The 17,903-nt window shown below is 71.0% G+C and carries 17 protein-coding genes; 10 read left to right on the top strand and 7 right to left on the bottom strand.

Annotated elements, in window-relative coordinates:
• Position 1: 1 nt before the first annotated feature.
• From KHA85_RS02670 to KHA85_RS02655, 4 genes are all read right to left on the bottom strand, one after another.
• Positions 2 to 853, bottom strand: coding sequence for an MlaE family ABC transporter permease (locus tag KHA85_RS02670; RefSeq protein ID WP_213184712.1), 852 nt, complete (start codon positions 851 to 853; stop codon positions 2 to 4).
• Between the two features lies 1 nt (position 854).
• Positions 855 to 1,619 (bottom strand): MlaE family ABC transporter permease, encoded by a 765-nt coding sequence (locus tag KHA85_RS02665; protein WP_213184711.1) that lies wholly within the window; start codon positions 1,617 to 1,619, stop codon positions 855 to 857.
• A 266-nt stretch (positions 1,620 to 1,885) separates the two neighbouring features.
• Complete coding sequence (locus KHA85_RS02660; RefSeq protein WP_213184710.1) at positions 1,886 to 2,803, bottom strand: 3-oxoacyl-ACP reductase; 918 nt, start codon at positions 2,801 to 2,803, stop codon at positions 1,886 to 1,888.
• Positions 2,804 to 2,810: 7 nt separating this feature from the next.
• Positions 2,811 to 3,005, bottom strand: a complete 195-nt coding sequence (locus KHA85_RS02655; RefSeq protein WP_007626833.1) for a ferredoxin — start codon at positions 3,003 to 3,005, stop codon at positions 2,811 to 2,813.
• A 207-nt stretch (positions 3,006 to 3,212) separates the two neighbouring features.
• Between KHA85_RS02655 and KHA85_RS02650 the strand changes: the two genes are divergently transcribed.
• Genes KHA85_RS02650 through trhA form a run of 4 tightly spaced genes read left to right on the top strand, consistent with a single transcriptional unit; the run spans position 3,213 to position 7,980 of the window.
• A complete protein-coding gene (locus tag KHA85_RS02650) occupies positions 3,213 to 4,484 on the top strand; it encodes an acyl-CoA dehydrogenase family protein (RefSeq protein ID WP_213184709.1) in 1,272 nt (423 codons plus the stop codon).
• 1 nt (position 4,485) lies between these two features.
• Positions 4,486 to 5,556: an acyl-CoA dehydrogenase family protein gene (locus tag KHA85_RS02645; protein WP_213184708.1), complete on the top strand. Its 1,071-nt coding sequence runs from the start codon at positions 4,486 to 4,488 to the stop codon at positions 5,554 to 5,556.
• Positions 5,553 to 7,220, top strand: a complete 1,668-nt coding sequence (locus tag KHA85_RS02640; protein WP_213184707.1) for an AMP-binding protein — start codon at positions 5,553 to 5,555, stop codon at positions 7,218 to 7,220. The genes KHA85_RS02645 and KHA85_RS02640 overlap by 4 nt, the downstream gene beginning before the upstream one ends.
• Positions 7,221 to 7,242: 22 nt before the next feature.
• Positions 7,243 to 7,980 carry a PAQR family membrane homeostasis protein TrhA gene (gene trhA, locus KHA85_RS02635; protein ID WP_213184706.1) on the top strand — a complete coding sequence of 246 codons (738 nt, stop codon included), beginning with the start codon at positions 7,243 to 7,245 and terminating at the stop codon, positions 7,978 to 7,980.
• A 113-nt stretch (positions 7,981 to 8,093) separates the two neighbouring features.
• Here the strand turns inward: trhA and KHA85_RS02630 are convergent, their stop codons facing one another.
• Complete coding sequence (locus tag KHA85_RS02630; protein ID WP_213184725.1) at positions 8,094 to 9,200, bottom strand: NAD(P)H-dependent flavin oxidoreductase; 1,107 nt, start codon at positions 9,198 to 9,200, stop codon at positions 8,094 to 8,096.
• A gap of 2 nt (positions 9,201 to 9,202) precedes the next feature.
• Positions 9,203 to 10,840, bottom strand: coding sequence for an acyl-CoA synthetase (locus KHA85_RS02625; protein WP_213184705.1), 1,638 nt, complete (start codon positions 10,838 to 10,840; stop codon positions 9,203 to 9,205).
• A gap of 81 nt (positions 10,841 to 10,921) precedes the next feature.
• Between KHA85_RS02625 and KHA85_RS02620 the strand changes: the two genes are divergently transcribed.
• The 6 genes from KHA85_RS02620 (at position 10,922) to KHA85_RS02595 (ending at position 16,420) form a co-directional block, all read left to right on the top strand.
• Positions 10,922 to 11,728 carry a crotonase/enoyl-CoA hydratase family protein gene (locus KHA85_RS02620; RefSeq protein WP_213184704.1) on the top strand — a complete coding sequence of 269 codons (807 nt, stop codon included), beginning with the start codon at positions 10,922 to 10,924 and terminating at the stop codon, positions 11,726 to 11,728.
• 63 nt (positions 11,729 to 11,791) lie between these two features.
• A complete protein-coding gene (locus KHA85_RS02615; protein WP_043568466.1) occupies positions 11,792 to 12,169 on the top strand; it encodes a response regulator transcription factor in 378 nt (125 codons plus the stop codon).
• Positions 12,170 to 12,187: 18 nt separating this feature from the next.
• A complete protein-coding gene (locus KHA85_RS02610) occupies positions 12,188 to 13,243 on the top strand; it encodes a HEAT repeat domain-containing protein (protein WP_213184703.1) in 1,056 nt (351 codons plus the stop codon).
• Positions 13,168 to 13,440: a hypothetical protein gene (locus KHA85_RS02605; RefSeq protein WP_213184702.1), complete on the top strand. Its 273-nt coding sequence runs from the start codon at positions 13,168 to 13,170 to the stop codon at positions 13,438 to 13,440. The genes KHA85_RS02610 and KHA85_RS02605 overlap by 76 nt, the downstream gene beginning before the upstream one ends.
• Complete coding sequence (locus KHA85_RS02600) at positions 13,437 to 14,879, top strand: glycosyltransferase family 2 protein (protein WP_213184701.1); 1,443 nt, start codon at positions 13,437 to 13,439, stop codon at positions 14,877 to 14,879. The genes KHA85_RS02605 and KHA85_RS02600 overlap by 4 nt, the downstream gene beginning before the upstream one ends.
• A complete protein-coding gene (locus tag KHA85_RS02595) occupies positions 14,876 to 16,420 on the top strand; it encodes a sensor histidine kinase (RefSeq protein WP_213184700.1) in 1,545 nt (514 codons plus the stop codon). Before KHA85_RS02600 ends, KHA85_RS02595 begins: the two co-directional genes overlap by 4 nt.
• A 6-nt stretch (positions 16,421 to 16,426) precedes the next feature.
• Here KHA85_RS02595 and KHA85_RS02590 read toward each other — a convergent pair whose 3' ends face one another.
• Positions 16,427 to 17,887: an aldehyde dehydrogenase family protein gene (locus KHA85_RS02590; RefSeq protein ID WP_213184699.1), complete on the bottom strand. Its 1,461-nt coding sequence runs from the start codon at positions 17,885 to 17,887 to the stop codon at positions 16,427 to 16,429.
• Between the last annotated feature and the right edge of the window lie 16 nt (positions 17,888 to 17,903).

Genomic DNA, 17,903 nt, shown 5'->3' with positions numbered 1-17,903 from the left:
CCTATCCCGACAGGTTGAAGTTGCCGTCTCCGCCGTAGATCGCGAGCGAGACGAGAAGGGTCACGGTCACCACGGCGATGAGCGAGGTGCGCACCGCGTTGCCGACGGCCGAGCCGACACCGGCGGGGCCACCGGCCGCGTTATAGCCGTAGTAGGTGTGGAGGAGCATGATCGTGATGGCCATGGCGATGGCCTGGACGAAGGACCACAGGATGTCCGTCGGGATGAGGAACGTCGAGAAGTAGTGGTCGTAGACGCCGCCCGACTGTCCGTAGATCTCCACCGTCGCGAACCGGCTGGCGAGGAACGACGCGATCACGGCCAGCGAGTACAGCGGCACCACCGCGATCATCCCCGCGACGATGCGGGTGGAGACCAGGTAGGTGATCGAGTCGATCGCCATGACCTCGAGGGCGTCGATCTCCTCGGAGACCCGCATCGCGCCCAGTTGTGCCGTCGCGCCGGCCCCGATCGTCGCCGCGAGCCCGATGCCCGCGATCACGGGCGCCGCGATCCGGACGTTGATGAAGGCGGCGAAGAACCCGGTGAGCGCCTCCACGCCCACGTCCGTAAGAGACGAGAAGCCCTGGACGGCGATCACGCCGCCGGTGGCGAGGGTGAGGAACGCGACGATCACGACGGTGCCGCCGATCATCGCCAGCGCGCCCGTCCCCATCGCGATCTCGGCGATCAGCCGGAGGGTCTCCTTGGGATACTGGGTCAGCGCGCGCGGCGTCGCCACCAGCGCGCGCCAGAAGAACAGCGCGTGGTCGCCGAAGTCGTCGAAGCTCTTGACCGCGGAGTTCCGGGCCCGTGACAGTCGCGGGAACCGGGCGGTCTCGATCACCGCCATGTCACGCCCCCAGGACCTTGACGCCGACGGCCGTGATGACGGTGTTGACCACGAACAGGCACATGAAGGCGAAGACGACGGTCTCGTTGACCGCACTGCCGACCTCCTTCGGCCCGCCGCGGACGTAGAGCCCCTTGTAGCAGGCGACCAGTCCCGCAAGCATCCCGAACACGCCGGCCTTGATCTGCGCGAGGATCAGTTCGCCGAGCCCGGTCAACAGGGTGATGCCGTTGACAAAGGCTCCCGGGTTGACGCCCTGCAGTAGCACCGAGAACAGGAAACCGCCGAGGATGCCGATCGTGCACACCAGCCCGTTGAGCAACAGCGCGACGAACGTCGAGGCCGCCACGCGCGGCACGACGAGCCGCTTGACCGGGTCGATCCCCAGCACCTCCATCGCGTCGATCTCCTCGCGGATGGTGCGCGCACCGAGGTCGGCACAGATGGCGGTCGCGCCCGCGCCCGCGACGATGAGCACGGTGACCATCGGACCGACCTGGGTGACGGCACCCAACGCGGCGCCGGCTCCCGACAGGTCGGCTGCGCCGATCTCACGCAGCAGGATGTTGAGGGTGAAGCTCACCAGGACCGTGAACGGGATGGCCACGAGCACGGTGGCCATGGTCGACACGCGGGCGATGAACCACGACTGCTCGATGAACTCGCGGCCCTGGCGGACGATCGTGGGGAAGGAGGCGAACGTGTCGAGGGTCATGGCGAAGAACTCGCCGATGCCCTTGAGCGGTGCATCGAGGACTCTCGCCATTGGTGCCCCCTCCTGTCTGACATCCCCCCGGACCACGCGACACCGGGCCACGCGAACCGGACCGCTGAACAAGTGACCATTTCGGTGTGATCGCGGTTACACCGTATCTAGAACGCGTTCTATGTGGCAAGGACTTCCTCTCACCCCCGTCCGGAGGCCCCCGCCTGCGGTGTCCGGGAATCTAACACGGCAGGTGGAGATACAAGTCGTCCCCGGCGTGATCGGTCGCGATCACACCGGGGACGTCTCATGGACCGGGGCCCGTGTCAGAGCTTCATGATCTCCGCGGCGGAGAAGGACTTGCCCTCCGGGCGGCCTGACCAGTGCCCGGAGACCGCATCGGCGAACTCGCGGCGATCCCACACGCCGCCGGCGGCGTCGAACCGCTTCTCGACCACGGGCGCCTCGACGAGGGCCACCATGCCGCCGTATACCACGAACAGCTGGCCGTTGACCTGCGCCGCCGCCGGCGACGCCAGGTACGAGACGAGGTCGGCGACACGGCCCGGGGAGAGCGGGTCCGGACCCTGGGACTCGTCCCACGCCTCGAAGACCCCCTCGGTCATGCCGGTGCGGCCGCGCGGCGCGATCGCGTTGGCGGTGCACCCGATGCGCTCGAGCACCCGGGCCGCGGACAGGGTCAGGGCCGTGATGCCCGCCTTGGCCGCACCGTAGTTCGCCTGCCCGGGAGGGCCGAAGAGCCCCGCCTCGGACGAGGTGTTGATCAGACGCCCGAAGACGGGCCCCTCCGCCTTCTTGCTCTCGGCCCGCCAGTGGGCGGCAGCGTTACGGGTCAGCAGGAAGTGCCCGCGCAGGTGCACCTTGACCACCGCGTCGAAGTCCTCGTCCGACATGTTGAACAGCATCTTGTCGCGGGTGATGCCCGCGTTGTTCACCACGACGTGCAGCCCGCCCAGCCCGAGCGCGGCCGCCACCATGGCGTCCGCGGTCTCCCGCTCGGAGACGTCGCCCACGACGAGTTCCGCCCTGGCGCCGGCGGCCTCGATGTCCGCGATCACCGAGTCCGTGGCCTCGGAGGACCGGATGTCGTTGATGACGACCGCCGCCGCACCCGACCGGGCCAGCTCGACCGCCTCCGCGGCACCGAGACCGGAGCCCGACCCGGTCACGACGGCGACCCGCCCGTCCAGCGACAGGTCGGCGTCCAGGGACTGCTGCGTCATAGTGATGTCACTCCTTGATCTCGAGTGCCGCCATCGGGCACTTCTCCACTGCCTTGCGGGCCCGCTTCTCGAGCTCGGCCGGCACCTCGTCCACGACCACGCGGACGACCTCGTCGTCGTCGCCCAGCTCGAACACCTTGGGCGCGAGGCCGACACACACGGCCTGCCCCTCGCAGCGGTCGGGATCGACCTCGATCCTCATATCCGTCCTCCTCAGCCGGTCCGGCGGGCTCGGTACCGCCGGTCTGGTCCGATACTATGTGGCCCAGAGCACTAGAACGTGTTCTTACACCGCACCGATTCCGGACCGGGCGGCCGGCCGACGAGAACTCCACGAACGCGTTCGGCGGTGTTAGCGTGGTCGGCGTAATTGGAACACGTTCCACTTCCGTTGACGAATGCAGGGTCCATGGACATCACCTACACCCCCGACCAGGAACGTCTGCGCGGAGAGCTGCGCGAGTACTTCGCCGCGCTCATGACCCCGGAGCGGCGCGAGGCGTTCACCTCCACCACCGGCGAATACGGACACGGCGACGCGTACCGGGAGATCGTGGCGGAGATGGGGCGCGACGGCTGGCTCACCCTCGGCTGGCCGGAGGAGTTCGGCGGGAAGAACCGGCCGATGATCGACCAGCTCATCTTCACCGACGAGGCCGCGATCGCCGGCGTCCCGGTCCCGTTCCTCACCATCAACTCGGTGGCGCCGACCATCATGGCGTTCGGCTCCGACGAGCAGAAGAGCTACTTCCTGCCCCGGATCAGCCGCGGTGAACTCCACTTCGGGATCGGCTACTCCGAACCCGATTCCGGCACCGACCTGGCCTCCCTGCGCACGCGCGCGGTCCGCGAGGCCGGCACCGGCGAGTACGCCGGACAGGACGTCTACCGGATCAACGGCCAGAAGATGTGGACGTCGCTGGTCGCCTACGCCGACTGGATCTGGCTGGCCGCGCGCACCGATCCGGACGCCAAGCGCCACAAGGGCATCTCGATGATCGTCGTACCCACCACCGCCGACGGTTTCTCCTGGACCCCCGTGCACACGATGGCCGGCCCGGACACCAGCGTCACCTACTACCAGGACGTGGTCGTCCCCGCGAGCAACCTCGTGGGCCCCGAGCACGGCGGCTGGCCGCTCATGACCAACCAGCTCAACCACGAGCGGGTGGCCCTGACCTCGGCCGGCCCGCTGCAGGCCTCGCTCCGGCAGGTGGTGGACTGGGCCCGCACCACCCCGGCGGCCGACGTCGGACTGCCGGGCGACGGTCCGGTGATCGAGATCGAATGGGTCCGCGCCCACCTGGCCCGCGTCCACGCGATGGCCGAGTACCTGGCCCTGCGCAACTGGGAGATCGTCTCCGCCGACACCGCGGCCCCGACGCGCATCGCCGCGTCGGCGACCAAGGTGTACGGGACGGAGACGGCCTGCGAGGCCTACCGCCTGCTCATGGAGGTGCTCGGGTCGAGCGGCTACCAGCGCGCGCACTCCCCCACCGCCGCCCTGCACGGGCGCATCGAGCGACTGCACCGCTCGGCGCTCATCCTCACCTTCGGCGGCGGCACCAACGAGGTGCAGCGGGACATCATCGCCACCGCCGGCCTCGGGCTGCCGCCGGCGCCCCGGGTCGCCACCCCGGCCACCGCGGCCACCGGTGCCGGATCCCGTAAGGAGCGCTGACATGGATTTCTCCGTCGACGACACCACCTCCGACCTCACCGCCCTCGTCCGCGACATGGGCGAGCGTCTGGTCACCGACGAGTCGCTGCGCGAGCTCGACGCCCGGTTCGGCCCCGGCACCGAGTCGGGCGGCACGGACAAGGACACCGCCCGCTTCCACGCCCGGTTCTGGGACGAGCTCGTCCGGGCCGGCGTGCCCGCGGCCCTGGCCCCCGAGCGACTCGGCGGCGCCGACCTCGGGGTGGTCGGCGAGGCGCTGGTCCTGCGCGAACTGGGCCGCGTGCTCGCGCCCGTCCCCCTCTCCCCGGCGATCCGCGCGGCCCACCTGCTCGACGCGGCCGGTGACGGGGAGCGCGCCGCCGCGGTCGCCGAGGGCCGTCAGATGGCCGCGGTCGCGGACGGCGGACCCGGCGCCTCGCCGGAGGTCGACTGGGCGCCGATCGCGGACGTCGTCCTCCGCCCCTCCGCCGACGGGCTGCACGTGTCCGACCGCACCGCGGTGACCGTGGAGCGCACGGTCCCCGTCGACTTCTCGTGCGCAGGCCTCGTCACCGGCGAGCCGGAGCCCGCCTCCGTCCTCCCGGGCACGGCCGCGGAGCTCGACGCCCTGCGCCGCCGCGTGCACCTGGCCGCCCACCAGTGGGGTGTCATCGAGGCCGCGCTCCAGCGCACCGCCGCGTATGCCACCACGCGCCACCAGTTCGGGCGCCCCATCGGCACCTTCCAGGCCGTCGCCGCGCGCCTGGCCGACGGGTCGATCGACGTCGACGCGGTCCGGCTGTCCACCCTGCGCGCGGCCTACGAGCTCGACGCCTGCGCGGGCGCCCCGGGCGCCACCGCCCACGCGGCCGTTGCCTCCGCCCACTTCTGGGCCTGCGAGGCCGGTCACCGACTCGCCCACACCGCCGTCCACGTCCACGGCGGCGTCGGCCTGGACCGCTCCGAGCCCGCCCACCGCTATTTCCTCGCCGCCAAGGCGAACGAGTTCCGACTCGGCGGCGCGACCCGACAGCTCCTCGACCTCGGCGACGTGCTCGCCGTCCACGGCGACCCCTGGGAGTTCTCCGCATGAGCAGCAGCACGGTCCAGACCATCGCCGACGTCGCGGCCCGGCCGTTCACCTCCGTCGCCGACGCCGTGCACGCCCTGTCCGCCGTCGGCGACCGCGGCATCTGGTCCGACGACCGGCTCACGCCCTGGTCGGACGCCGTCCGCGCGTCGGCCGTGCGGATCGCGGCGCTGCGCGAACTGATGACCTCGTCGTCGTCATCCCCGGCGCGCACACCCCACATCGGCCTCCTCCTGGCCGGCACACCCGAGTACCTCTACCTGCTCGGCGCGGCGGCGTGTTCGGAGATCGTCGTGGCCGGACTCAACCCCACGCGCCGCGGCGAGGCACTCCTGCGCGACGCGGCGCTCGCGGACTGCGCGCTCATCCTCACCGACGCCGACAACGAGGCACTCCTCGACGGCCTCGACCCCGGCATCCCGGTGGTCAACGTGGACTCCCCCGAGTGGGCCGCGCTGCTCGACCGCCACGCCGACGCCGCGCTCCCCGCGGTCACGGACGTGCCGACCGGCCCCGACGACCTGGTCGCGCTGGTCTTCACCTCCGGCACGAGCGGCGACCCCAAGGCCGTGCGGATCACGCAGAACAAGATCTCCGTGCCCGGCCGCATGCTCGCCGAACGGTTCGGCATCGGCACCGACGACTGCGTCTACAGCGCGATGCCGCTGTTCCACTCCAACGCCGTCATGGTCGCCTGGCCGATCGCCCTGTTCTCCGGCTGCTCCATCGCGCTCCGCCGCAGGTTCTCCGCCTCCAACTGGCTCGACGACGTCCGGCGGCACGGCTGCACGTTCGCCAACTACGTCGGCGCGCCCCTGTCCTACATCCTCGCCACGCCCGAGCGGCCCGACGACGCCGACAACCCCATGCGTGTCGCCTACGGCAACGAGGCCCCCGCCGACGTGAGGCGCGAGTTCGCCCGCCGCTTCGGCGTGACCGTGGTCGACGGGTTCGGTTCCAGCGAGGGCGGCATCTCCGTCACGCGCACGCCCGAGACCCCCGACGCCGCCCTCGGACCGCTCCCGGCCGGGGTGCTCGTCGTGGACCCCGAGACCGGCGAGGAGTGCCCGCGCGCCCGCTTCGACGACGCGGGCGTCCTGCTCAACGCCGACGAGGCCGTGGGCGAGATGGTCGCCGACGGACCCGGGCTGTTCGCCGGCTACTGGGGCGATCCGGCCGCCGACGCCGAACGCATGCGCGGGGGCCGCTTCCACTCCGGTGACCTCGCCTATGTCGACGACGAGGGGTGGGTTTACTTCGCGGGCCGGTCCGGTGGATGGATGCGGGTGGACGGGGAGAATCTGGCGGCCGCGCCGATCGAACGCGTCCTGCGGCGCCATCCCGATGTGGCCGAGGTCGGCGTGTACGCCGTCCCGGCGGCGACGGTGCGCGGTGCGGCCGCCATCGGCGACGCCGTGGCCGCGGGGGTGGTGCCGCGTGAGGGCGCCGACGTCAGCGCACTCGCCGACGGGTTCGCCGACTTCCTCGCCGCCCAACCCGACCTGGGCCCCAAGCAGCGACCGTCGCTGCTACGGGTCACGTCGGCGCTGCCGAGGACCGCGAGCTTCAAGTTGCGGGCGCGGGATCTCACCTCGCTGGGGACGGACCCCGCCGGCGACCGGGTATGGGTCCGCCCCGACGGCGCGGAGGCGTTCACCCCCGTGTGACGACCTCGGTAGGTTTCATGACGTGGACCCCGCCCTGAACACCGACCCGCGCACCGCCGCCGGCACCGCCGACCAGCCCGACCCCGCCGCCGTCGCACCCGACGACGACTTCGGCGTCCCCGCCGCGGTCCCGCCCAAGCCGCTGCTGCGCGGGTGGATCCACGCCGGCACCCTCCCGGTGGCGATCGCGCTGGGTGTGGTGCTCACGGTCCTGGCGGAGGGCACCGCTCTGACCTGGGCGTGCGCGGTGTTCCTGGCCACCTCGACCCTGCTGTTCGGCATCTCGGCGCTCTACCACCGGTGGAACTGGGGTCCGAAGGCGTCCGGGCTGCTGCGACGCCTGGACCACTCCAACATCTTCCTGCTCATCGCCGGGACCTACACACCGATGACGGTCGCGGCGCTCGAGGCGTCGGCCAGCACGATCCTGCTGTCGATCGTGTGGGCGGGGGCGCTGCTGGGGATCGTCTTCCGGCTGTTCTGGCTCTCCGCGCCGAGATGGCTGTACGTGGTGCTGTACATCGTCCTGGGCTGGACCGCCGTGTGGTTCGCCGGCGACCTCATCGAGGCCAACCTCGCCGCCGTCATCCTGGTCCTCGTCGGCGGTCTCGCCTACACCGGCGGCGCGGTGGTCTACGGACTCAAGCGCCCGAACCCGTCCCCCGGCGTTTTCGGTTTCCACGAGATCTTCCACGCCTGCACCGCGGTCGCGTTCGCGTGCCACTGGGCCGCGATGCTGCTGTTCGTCCTGGGCAGCTGACGGTTCCCCGGCCTCAGGCGCCTCAACGCGGAATCCGCTACTCCGGATCCGGATTCGCTACTCCCAGAGAGGTAGCGGATCCGGATTCGGAGTAGCGGATTTCGGTGGGTGGGTCAGGCGAGCGTGCCGCGCAGGCGCTCGACGGCCGCCTCGTATTCGGCCACGATCTGCTTCATGGTCTCGACGACCGGGACCACACCGTCGAGCGAGCCGATGATCTGCCCGGCCGGCATGGCCACGACCTCGGGGTCCTGAGCCTCGGAGATCCGCTGGTGCGCCTCGGCGACGAGCAGGTTCTGCAGCGGCATGGGCAGCGGCTCCGGGGCGTCGGCCGCCGCCCACGCCTCGGTCCACTTGCTCTTGAGCAGGCGGGCGGGCTTCCCGGAGTAGATGCGGGTGCGGACGGTGTCCCGGCTGGTCGCCGCGACCAGCGCCTTCTGCATCGCCTTTGACCCGCCGTCCTCCGCGTACTCGGAGGCGGTGAGCCAGCGAGACCCCATCCAGGCGCCCTGGGCACCCATACCGACGACAGCCGCGACCTGCGTGCCGTCACCGATCCCGCCGGCGGCCAGGACGGGCGCCCGACCGTCGAGCGCGCGGACGATCTCGGGCACGAGCACCATCGTCGCGACCTCGCCGGTGTGGCCGCCGGCCTCGCCGCCCTGGGCGATGACGATGTCGACCCCGTTCTCGACGTGGGCCAGGGCGTGCTTGGTGGCGCCGGCCAGCGCGGCGACCTTGAGGCCGTTCTCGTGGGCGAGATCGATGATGTGCTTCGGCGGGGACCCGAGAGCGTTGGCCACCAGCACCGGCCGGTGCTTGAGGGACATCTCGACGTGCGACTGCGCGACCGAGTGGAGCCAGCCGAGGACGCCCGCGTTCTTCGCGGCGTCGTCACCCAGCGGCGGCACCCCGAGGTCGTCGAGGACCCGGTTGACGAAGGACTTGTGCTCCTCCGGGATCATCGCGGCGATGTCGGAGGGGCTGCCCTCGGTGGGCACCTTGTTGGGCATGACGATATCGACGCCGTACGGCTTGCCGTCGGTGTTGGAGTCCATCCAGGTCAGGACCTCGTCGAGCTCCGCGGCGTCGTTGTACCGCACGCAGCCCAGCACCCCCATCCCACCGGCGCGGGTCACGGCGGCCGCGACCGCCTTGGACGGGGTGAACGCGAAGATCGGGTACTCGATCCCGAACTCCTCGGTGAGAGAGGTACGAATGCTCACTTGCTGATCTCCTGGCTGTCGTCGGCGGGACGGGACGCGGCGATCTCCGCGGCCCAGCGGTAGTCGGGTTTGCCGGCGGGATTGCGCTTGACCGACGGCTCGACCCACAGCGCGCGCGGGCACTTGTACCGGGCGATCTCCTTGCGCGCGCAGGCGTTGAGTTCCTCGATCGGCGGGCACTTCCCGTCGCGGGTGTGCAGCACCGCGGCGACCTTGTGACCCATCCGCTCATCGGGGACGCCGATCACCAGGGCGTCGAAGACGTCGGGATGCGTCTTGAGCGCGGCCTCGACCTCCTCCGGGTGCACCTTCTCGCCGCCGGTGTTGATGGACACTGAACCCCGGCCGAGCATCGTGACGGCGCCGTCGGCCTCCACGCGGGCGTCGTCCCCGGGGATGGCGTAGCGCCTGCCGTTGAACGTCTTGAACGTCTCGGCGGTCTTGGCCTCGTCTTTGTAGTAGCCCAGCGGGATGTGGCCGGTGCGAGCCACCTTGCCGATGACGTCCGAGCCGGGCTCGACCTCGTTGCCGTCGGCGTCGAGGACGGTGGTCTCGCCGTCGATCTTCACCCGCGGCCCGCCGGTGTGGGTCTTGCCCTTCTCCGCCAGCGCGATGCCCGAGAACCCGGTCTCCGAGGAGCCGATCGAGTCCGAGATCATCGCGTTGGGGAAGGCGTCCACGAACTGGTCCTTGACGGACGGTGAGAACAGGGCCGCCGAGGAGCCGAGGTAGAACAGCGACGACGCGTCGTACTTCTCCGGGTCCCACGCCTCGATCATCGGCCGCGCCATGGCGTCGCCCGTGATGAACATGAGGTTGATCTTGTGGTCCGTCACGGCCTGCCAGACCGCCTCGGGGTCGAACTCCGGGATGAGCACGTTGGTGTGCCCGGCGAACAGCGCCATGAGGATCGCCCACTGCGCGCCGCCGTGGATGAGCGGCGGCAGCGCGCCCCGGACGAGCACGCCGCCCTCGACCGCCTTGTTCGCGAGCTCCCACTCGTCGGCCACGCGTTCGCCGGTGAGGAAGTCGATGCCGCCGCCGAGGACCATGAAGACGTCCTCCTGGCGCCACATCACGCCCTTGGGCGAACCCGTGGTGCCGCCGGTGTAGAGCATGTAGATGTCGTCGTTCGACCGCTCACCGAAGTCGCGCTCGGGCGACTGCGCCGCCAGCGCCTCGTCGTAGTGCGCGACCGTGACGCCCTCGGGAGCGGCCGGGTCGGGCCCGTCGGTGCCGTCCTCGACGACCAGACAGTGCCGCACGCCCGGCGTCCGGGGGAGGGTCTGCTCGAGGACGTCCGAGTACCGCCGCTCGTGGATCACCGCCACGGCGTCGGAGTTGTCGAGCAGGTACTCGAGCTCCGCGGACACGTAGCGGAAGTTGACGTTGACCATGACGGCGCGGATCTTGAAGATCGCCACCATGGCCTCCACGGCCTCGATGGTGTTCCGACTGTAGACCGCGACCTTGTCGTCCGGTCCCACGCCCACGGACTGAAGGTGGTGCGCGAGCCGGTTGGCCCGCTCCTCCAGCTCCCTGAACGTGAAGGACCGCTCTCCCTGGACGAGGACGAGCCTGTCCGGTACGCGGTCCACGCTGTGCTCTACGAGATCCCCGATGGTGTACGCCATGGCCCTAAAGTAGAACCTGTTCCGCCCGCGTGGTGTGGGTTACATTCGATCGCGTCCTGAAAAGATCCCGCAGGAGGCCCCATGACCACGACCATCACCCCGGAGGACCAGCACCTGCTCACGGAGCGGCGTGGGCATGTCCTGATCGTCACCACGAACCGTCCCGAGGCGCGTAACGCCCTGTCGGGCCCGATGATGCGTGGCATGGAGGCCGCCTGGGACCTCGTGGACTCCGACCCGGACATCCGGGCGTGCATCCTCACCGGCGCGGGCGGCTACTTCTGCGCGGGCGCGGACCTCAAGGCGATGAACAACGACGCCCCGGGCGACAAGTTCGCGGGCGGCGGCTGGGACCTCACCAGGCTGCCCGCCCTGCTCAAGGGGCGCCGGTTGAGCAAGCCGCTCATCGCCGCGGTCGAGGGCCCCGCCATCGCCGGCGGCACCGAGATCCTCCAGGGCACCGACATCCGCGTGGCCGGCCGGTCGGCGAAGTTCGGTGTCTCCGAGGCGCGCTGGGGCCTGTACCCCCTGGGCGGCTCCGCGGTGCGCCTGGTCCGCCAGATCCCGTACACCGTGGCGATGGAGGTCCTCATGACCGGCCGTCACCTGTCCGCCGAGGAGGCCGAGCGCTTCGGCCTCATCGGCCACGTGGTCGACGACGGCTCCGCCCTGGACAAGGCGCTGGAGATCGCCGAGGCCATCGCCGCCAACGGCCCACTCGCCGTCCAGGGGATGATCGAGACGATCCGTCGAACCGAGGGCATGCACGAGGAGGAGGCCTTCACGGTCGACGCCGAGGTGGGCGGGCGCGTGTTCGCCTCCGCCGACGCAAAGGAGGGCCCGCGGGCCTTCGCGGAGAAGCGCAGGCCCGAGTTCCGGGGAGAGTGACTACCCGCGTTCACATCTGCCTATAAAGTCGACTCGACGATCGTCGACGAACGAGGGTGGCAGATGAGTGGCGCAGGACCGCGGGTAGTGATCGCCGACGACGACGAGGACATCCGCGAGCTGGTCGCCTTCAAACTCTCCAACGCGGGCTATGAGGTGCGCGCGGCCCGGGACGGGGTCGAGGCCCTGGAGGCGATCACGAGCTTCGAGCCGGCGTTGGCGATCCTCGACGTCATGATGCCCGGGCTCTCCGGACTCGACGTCCTGCGCCGGCTGCGTGACGGGGAGGGCCCCGCCGACTGCCGCGCCCTGCTGCTCACCGCCCGGGCCCGCGACGCCGAGGTCGACGCGGGGTTCGCCGCCGGCGCCGACGACTACGTGATCAAGCCGTTCAGTCCGCGGGAGCTGCTCCGCCGGGTCGACGCGCTGCTCGGCCGCTAGCCCCGCGGGACCCTCGCCGTGCTGCCCTCCTACGACGACCCCTCGCCCTCCCTGCTCGACGACCTCGCGCCGGAGATCGCCTCCGGAGTCCTCACCGCCTCCCTGTGGATCCTCATCGCCGCGATCGGCGTACTCGTCGTGGTGATGATCTGGGCGCACGTCGCCCGGGTCAGCCGCGGTCGCCGTATCGAGCGCATCCTCGAGCCGCTCCGCCCGCGTCTACTGGCGCTCGCCGCCGACGAGGAGCCCGTGGGCGAGGCGCCCGGGAAACTCGGCAGGTACCGCGAGCGGGTCGTCGATCGGGCCGTCCTCGACCTGCTCGGCAAGGTGCGCGGCGGGGCCGCCACCGCGCTGGTCGACATCCTCGACCGGCACGGCACCGTCCAGGGCGCCCTCCGCGGCGTCCGTTCGTGGTCCGCCACCACCCGCGCCCGCTCCGCCCAGGTCCTCGGCGCCACCCGGCGCACCGAGTACTCCCCCGTCCTGGCCGGCATGATCTCCGACCGCGACCGGGCCGTGCGCTCGACCGCGGTCCGCGCCCTCGGGGTCCTCGGCGACGCCACCTACGCCGACGCGGTGCTCCGCTCGGTCCGCGAGGTCAAGGGAGTGTCCGGCGTCCCCGCCTACGTCGCCGCTGACGCGCTGCTCGCCATGGGCGACGACGTCCGCGAGGCGGTCCGGCGAGGGCTCGACGACCCGGACCCCGGCGTACGGTACGTCGCCGCCACCGTCGCCTCGCGCGGGGGCATGGCCTCGCTGCTGCCCAGGGTCCTCCAACTGTTCCGCACCGACCGGGACGAGCGGGTCCGCGCCGCGGCCGCGCGCACGCTCGGGGTGATCGGCGACGGCCGCGTCATCGACGACCTCGGCCGCGCACTGGCGCCGCGCGAACCGGCGGCCGTCCGCCTGGCCGCCGCCACGGCCCTCGGAGAACTCGGTGCCCCGGCCGGCGTCCCGCTCCTGCGCTCGGTGCTGACCGCGACCGCCGCCTGGCCGATGTGGCCGCCGGAGCGCTGGCCTCCCTCGGCCGGACCGGCCGGGACGTCCTCGTCGAGACCCTGCAGCAGGGCGTGATCCCGCCGGAGATCTCCGTCCGCGACACCGCGGCCACGTCACCCGCCGACCTCGCGGCCCTCGCCTCGCTCGGCGCCGTCACCGCCCTCGGCATCCGCGACCGCCGGCCGGACCTCTACGAGATGGCCACAGCCGCGCGGCGGGCCGCCGAGCCCGCCCCGGCGCGAGCCCCGCAGGACGAGGAGCCCACCCCGTGATCGAGACCCTCCGCGTGGTGATCGCGACGCTGCTCGACGTGATCGCCTGGCCCATCCTCGTTTATTTCCTGCTCATCAACTCCTCGTACCTGGTGCTCGTGATCGCCGCGGCCGTCGACTTCCGCGGCACGCGTCGTCGTCGTCGTCACTCCGGTCGTGTCGAACGGCTCGGCAGCCACACTGCGCCGGGGGTCTCGGTCGTCGTCCCCGCCTACAACGAGGAGGCCGGCGTCGTCGAGGCCGCCAGGTCCCTCCTCGGCCTCCGATACCACCGCCACGAGGTCATCGTCGTCAACGACGGGTCGTCCGACGACACCCTCCGCGTCCTCATCGAGGCGTTCGACCTGGTCCGCGCCGACCGCGAGGTGCCCTACGAGATCCCCACCCGGCAGACCCCCCGCGGCATCTACGTCCCCCGCGACGGCTACACCCGCCTCACGGTCATCGACAAAGCCAACTCCGGCCGCTCCGACTCGATCAACGTCGGCATCAACGCCTCCGTCGAGGACCTCATCATCTGCGTCGACGGTGACTCCCTGCTCGACCCCGACGCCCTGCTCGTCGTCACCGAACCCTTCGCCGACGACCCGCTCCGCACGGCCGCTACCGGCGGCGTCGTCCGGGTCGTCAACGGGTGCACCATCCGCTCCGGACAGATCATCGACGTCCGGATGTCCCGCAACATCCTCGCCCAGATCCAGGCGCTCGAGTACCTGCGCTCGTTTTTCCTCGGCCGCTCCGGATGGTCCAAGCTCCGCGCCCTCATCCTCATCTCCGGGGCTTTCGGCTGCTTCCGCCGTGATCTGCTGGTGGAGGTCGGTGGCCTCGACCCCGATTCCATCGGAGAGGACTTCGAACTGGTCATGCGCATCCACCGCCTGTTGCGGGAACGCGACCAGGAGTACAGCGTCACCTTCGTCCCCGAGCCTGTGTGCTGGACCGAGGTGCCGGAAACGCTGCCGGTCCTTCGTAAGCAGCGCGCCCGCTGGCACCGGGGACTGTGGGAGACCCTCGTCAAACACCGCGTCATGTTCGGCAACCCCCGCTACGGGCGGGCCGGGGTCCTGGCCGTGCCCTACTACTGGGCCTTCGAACTGTTCGCCCCACTCATCGAGGCCGTCGGCCTGGTCCTCATGGTCCTCGGATTCGCGCTCGACCTGGTCAACCCCACCACGTTCTGGCTGTTCCTGGCGGTCGCCTACGGGTACGCGATCGTCGTGGCGTTGGCGGCCGCCGCCGTCGACGAGGTGTACTTCTCGCGCTACTACCGTTTCGGGAGTCTGCTCTCGCTCATCAGCTCGGCCGTCCTCGAGAACATCGGCTACCGCCAGCTCCACGTGGTGTGGCGACTGCACGGCTGGTGGCAGGCGCTCCGCGGGACCGAGCAGCACTGGGGCGTCATGACGCGCCGCGGCTTCACCACAGAGGTCACGTCATGACCCCACGCGACAAGCAGGCACCCGAGGTCTCGCGGATCCTGCGCGACAAGAGCCGCCAGATGCTGATCCTCGTCGTGGTGGTGGCGCTGCTGGGGCCGCTGATGCTGCTCCTCCAGTACCAGCTCTCGCAGCGCACCAGCACCGTCTACACGCCGGTCGTCGACACCACGAGCCGACTGGTGATCGATATGCGGTGGGCCCAGTCCGACCTGCGGATGGATCGCGTCTACGACGTGCCGGGAGCGGAGGACAGACTGCGGGCGCTCAAAGCCGATTCCGACGAGGCGCTCGCCGAGTTGGACCGGCTGGTCGGCGACGACGCCGAGTTCGCCCCCGCCCTGGCCAGGCTGACCGCCTCGTCCGCGAGCTGGTGGTCGTACGCCGACTCGATCGTGGGGATGGCGGAGGGGTACCCGGCCACCGACGATCCGACCGGCCGCGCGCGGTTCGTCAGCGCGCTGGCCGACTTCTCCGAGATGATCGCGGCAGCGGACTCGATCCACACCCTCGCCAGCGACGAGCGCGTCCGGATGCGCACCCTGCGGACCTGGGTGCTGGTCGGCGGGTCGGTGGCGGCCTTCGTGATGGTCCTCGGCGCCGCCCTCACCATCGTCCGCGGGACCCGTCGGACAGCCGAGGAGATCGTCGACCCCATCGAGGAGCTGGCCGCCGTGGCCCGACTCGACACGGTGGGCGGCCGGGGCACCCGGGCGCGCACCGACGACGGGCCGGCCGAGGTACGCGCCCTGGCCGAGGCCTTCAACACCCTGCTCGACACGCGGGACGCTTATGAGGCCGGGCGCGAGGAGCAGCTCAGCAGGCTCGAGGAGTTGGACCGGCAGAAAGACGCCTTCGTCTCCACGGTCAGTCACGAGCTGCGCACCCCGCTCGCGTCGATCGTGGGCTACACGGAGATGCTCTGCGACGGCGACGGCGGGGAGCTGACCAGCGCGCAACACCGCCTGGTCGGGGTGGTCCAGCGCAACGCCGACCGCCTCCGGGGCCTCATCGAGGACCTACTGATCCTCAGCCGCATCGAGGCGCAGAACCTCGACATCGCCCACGAGCGGCTGAGCCTGGGCGAGGTGGTGGGGAACGTGACCGAATCGCTGCAGCCCGCGGCCGACCGCGCAGGCCTCGCGCTGGTCGAGCGGGTCGAGCCGGCGGAGGTCATCGGTGACGCCCTCCAGCTGGAGCGGGCCGTGACCAACCTCGTCAGCAACGCGATCAAGTTCACGCCCGAGGGCGGATCGGTCACCGTCGGAGTGGCCGTCGACGAGCACGTCGCCACCGTCACGGTCGCCGACACGGGCATCGGCATCCCCGAGGCCGAACAGGAACACCTCGGCACCCGGTTCTTCCGGTCGAGCACCGCCCAGCAGCGCTCGATCCCCGGGACCGGCCTGGGGGTGAGCATCGTGCAGGCGATCGCCGACGCGCACGGCGGCGGCCTCGACTTCGACTCGGTGGAGGGCGAGGGCACCACGTTCCGGCTCACGATCCCTTTGTGGAGCGCCGGCGCCGCGTCGCCCGCCACCTGAGCCCGGCTACAACCGCAGACGCGTCCGCGCCCGCATCGCGCCGAGGTACGCCGAGGCGAGCCGCTTCTTGCCCCGCGTGAACGGCGGCACCATGAGCTGCGAGACGTCGGCGTCGAACGAGTGCAACGCCACCGCCCGCTCGTGCGTGAACGTCCGGAACCCGTAGTGGCCGTGGTAGCCGCCCATGCCCGAGTTGCCGACGCCGCCGAAGGGGATGGCTGAAGAGGCCATCCCGATCCCGAAGTCGTTGCCGTAGATACTGCCGGAGCGCGTCCGGTCGGCGACCACCTCGAAGCGCTCGTTCTTCTCCCCGTACCAGTACAACACCAGCGGGCTGGGTCGGTCGGTGACGTACCGGATCGCGTCGTCAAGCGTGTCGTAGCCGAAGACGGTGAGGACCGGGCCGAACACCTCGTCGGAGTCGATCTCCATGTCCGGGGTGACGCCGGTGAGCAGGGTCGGCGCGATCTTGCGGGTCACCGGATCGGGCAGCCGCTCGGCCGCCGGTGCGGCATCGCGTCGGCGCGCGCCCTTGGCGACGGCGTCGTCGACGAGCCCGACGATCCGTTCGTAGTTCGAGTCGTTGACGATAGCGGTGTACTCGGGGTTGCCGACGATGGTGGGAAGGGTGCTGCGCCACTGGTCGAGGACGGTGTCGCAGAACGTGTCGAGCCTGTCGCACGGGACGAACACGTAGTCGGGACACATGCACACCTGACCGCCGTTGACCATGCGGGCCGAGGCGATGCTGCGGGCGGCGCGGTCGATGTCGGCGCTCGTGTCGACGAGGACAGGGTTCTTACCGCCGAGCTCGAGGGTGACGGGCGTGAGGTTCTCGGCGGCGTCCCTGGCGACGGACCTCCCGACGCCTGGCGATCCGGTGAAGAACAGGTGGTCGAAGGCGAGGGTGGAGAAGTCCGAGCCGCGGCCGTGCTCCGGGCCGGCGACAGCGAGCTCGTCCAGGGCAAAGTACTCGGGCGCGCGCCGGCACAGCACCTCGGTGGTGCGCGCGGTGACGGAGGACGGCCGCATCATCACTCGGTTGCCGGCTCCGAGGGCGGACCCGGCGGGGACGATCGTCAGGTACAGCGGGAAGTTCCAGGGCCCGATGATGCCGACGACACCCTTGGGGTCGTGGCGGACCTGCTGCGTGAAGCCGACCGCCTCGAGGGCACGCGAGACGCGGGAGGGTCTCATCCACTTCCGCACGTGGGCGCGCTGGTGGTCGAGGTCCGGGATGGAGGAGGCGATGTCGGTGAGGGTGGAAAACGTCTCCGGCCGGGAGCCGTAGTCCTCGCGCATCGCCTCCGTGAGCTCGGCGGCGTTGTCCAGGACGAGCTGCTTGAGCCGGTGGATCCGGTCGCGCCGGACCGCCGCGCCGGGCTGCGGGTCGGCGAGGAACGCCTCGCGCTGCCGCTCGAGGATCTGGGCGAGGGTGAGATCGCGGGCGGTGGGAGTGCTGGTCATTCGTCCAGACTAGGGC

The organism is Dietzia massiliensis (genome assembly GCF_018390595.1).
GTDB lineage: Bacteria > Actinomycetota > Actinomycetes > Mycobacteriales > Mycobacteriaceae > Dietzia > Dietzia massiliensis.
This window is presented reverse-complemented; position numbering and strand designations above follow the sequence as displayed.

Coding starts and splice junctions, on each gene's coding strand:
- KHA85_RS02665 (WP_213184711.1), bottom strand. CDS start 1,619: ATGGCGAGAGTCCTCGATGCACCGCTCAAGGGCATCGGCGAGTTCTTC.
- KHA85_RS02650 (WP_213184709.1), top strand. CDS start 3,213: ATGGACATCACCTACACCCCCGACCAGGAACGTCTGCGCGGAGAGCTG.
- KHA85_RS02590 (WP_213184699.1), bottom strand. CDS start 17,887: ATGACCAGCACTCCCACCGCCCGCGATCTCACCCTCGCCCAGATCCTC.
- KHA85_RS02645 (WP_213184708.1), top strand. CDS start 4,486: ATGGATTTCTCCGTCGACGACACCACCTCCGACCTCACCGCCCTCGTC.
- KHA85_RS02625 (WP_213184705.1), bottom strand. CDS start 10,840: ATGGCGTACACCATCGGGGATCTCGTAGAGCACAGCGTGGACCGCGTA.
- KHA85_RS02640 (WP_213184707.1), top strand. CDS start 5,553: ATGAGCAGCAGCACGGTCCAGACCATCGCCGACGTCGCGGCCCGGCCG.
- KHA85_RS02670 (WP_213184712.1), bottom strand. CDS start 853: ATGGCGGTGATCGAGACCGCCCGGTTCCCGCGACTGTCACGGGCCCGG.
- KHA85_RS02595 (WP_213184700.1), top strand. CDS start 14,876: ATGACCCCACGCGACAAGCAGGCACCCGAGGTCTCGCGGATCCTGCGC.
- KHA85_RS02620 (WP_213184704.1), top strand. CDS start 10,922: ATGACCACGACCATCACCCCGGAGGACCAGCACCTGCTCACGGAGCGG.
- KHA85_RS02615 (WP_043568466.1), top strand. CDS start 11,792: ATGAGTGGCGCAGGACCGCGGGTAGTGATCGCCGACGACGACGAGGAC.
- KHA85_RS02655 (WP_007626833.1), bottom strand. CDS start 3,005: ATGAGGATCGAGGTCGATCCCGACCGCTGCGAGGGGCAGGCCGTGTGT.
- KHA85_RS02660 (WP_213184710.1), bottom strand. CDS start 2,803: ATGACGCAGCAGTCCCTGGACGCCGACCTGTCGCTGGACGGGCGGGTC.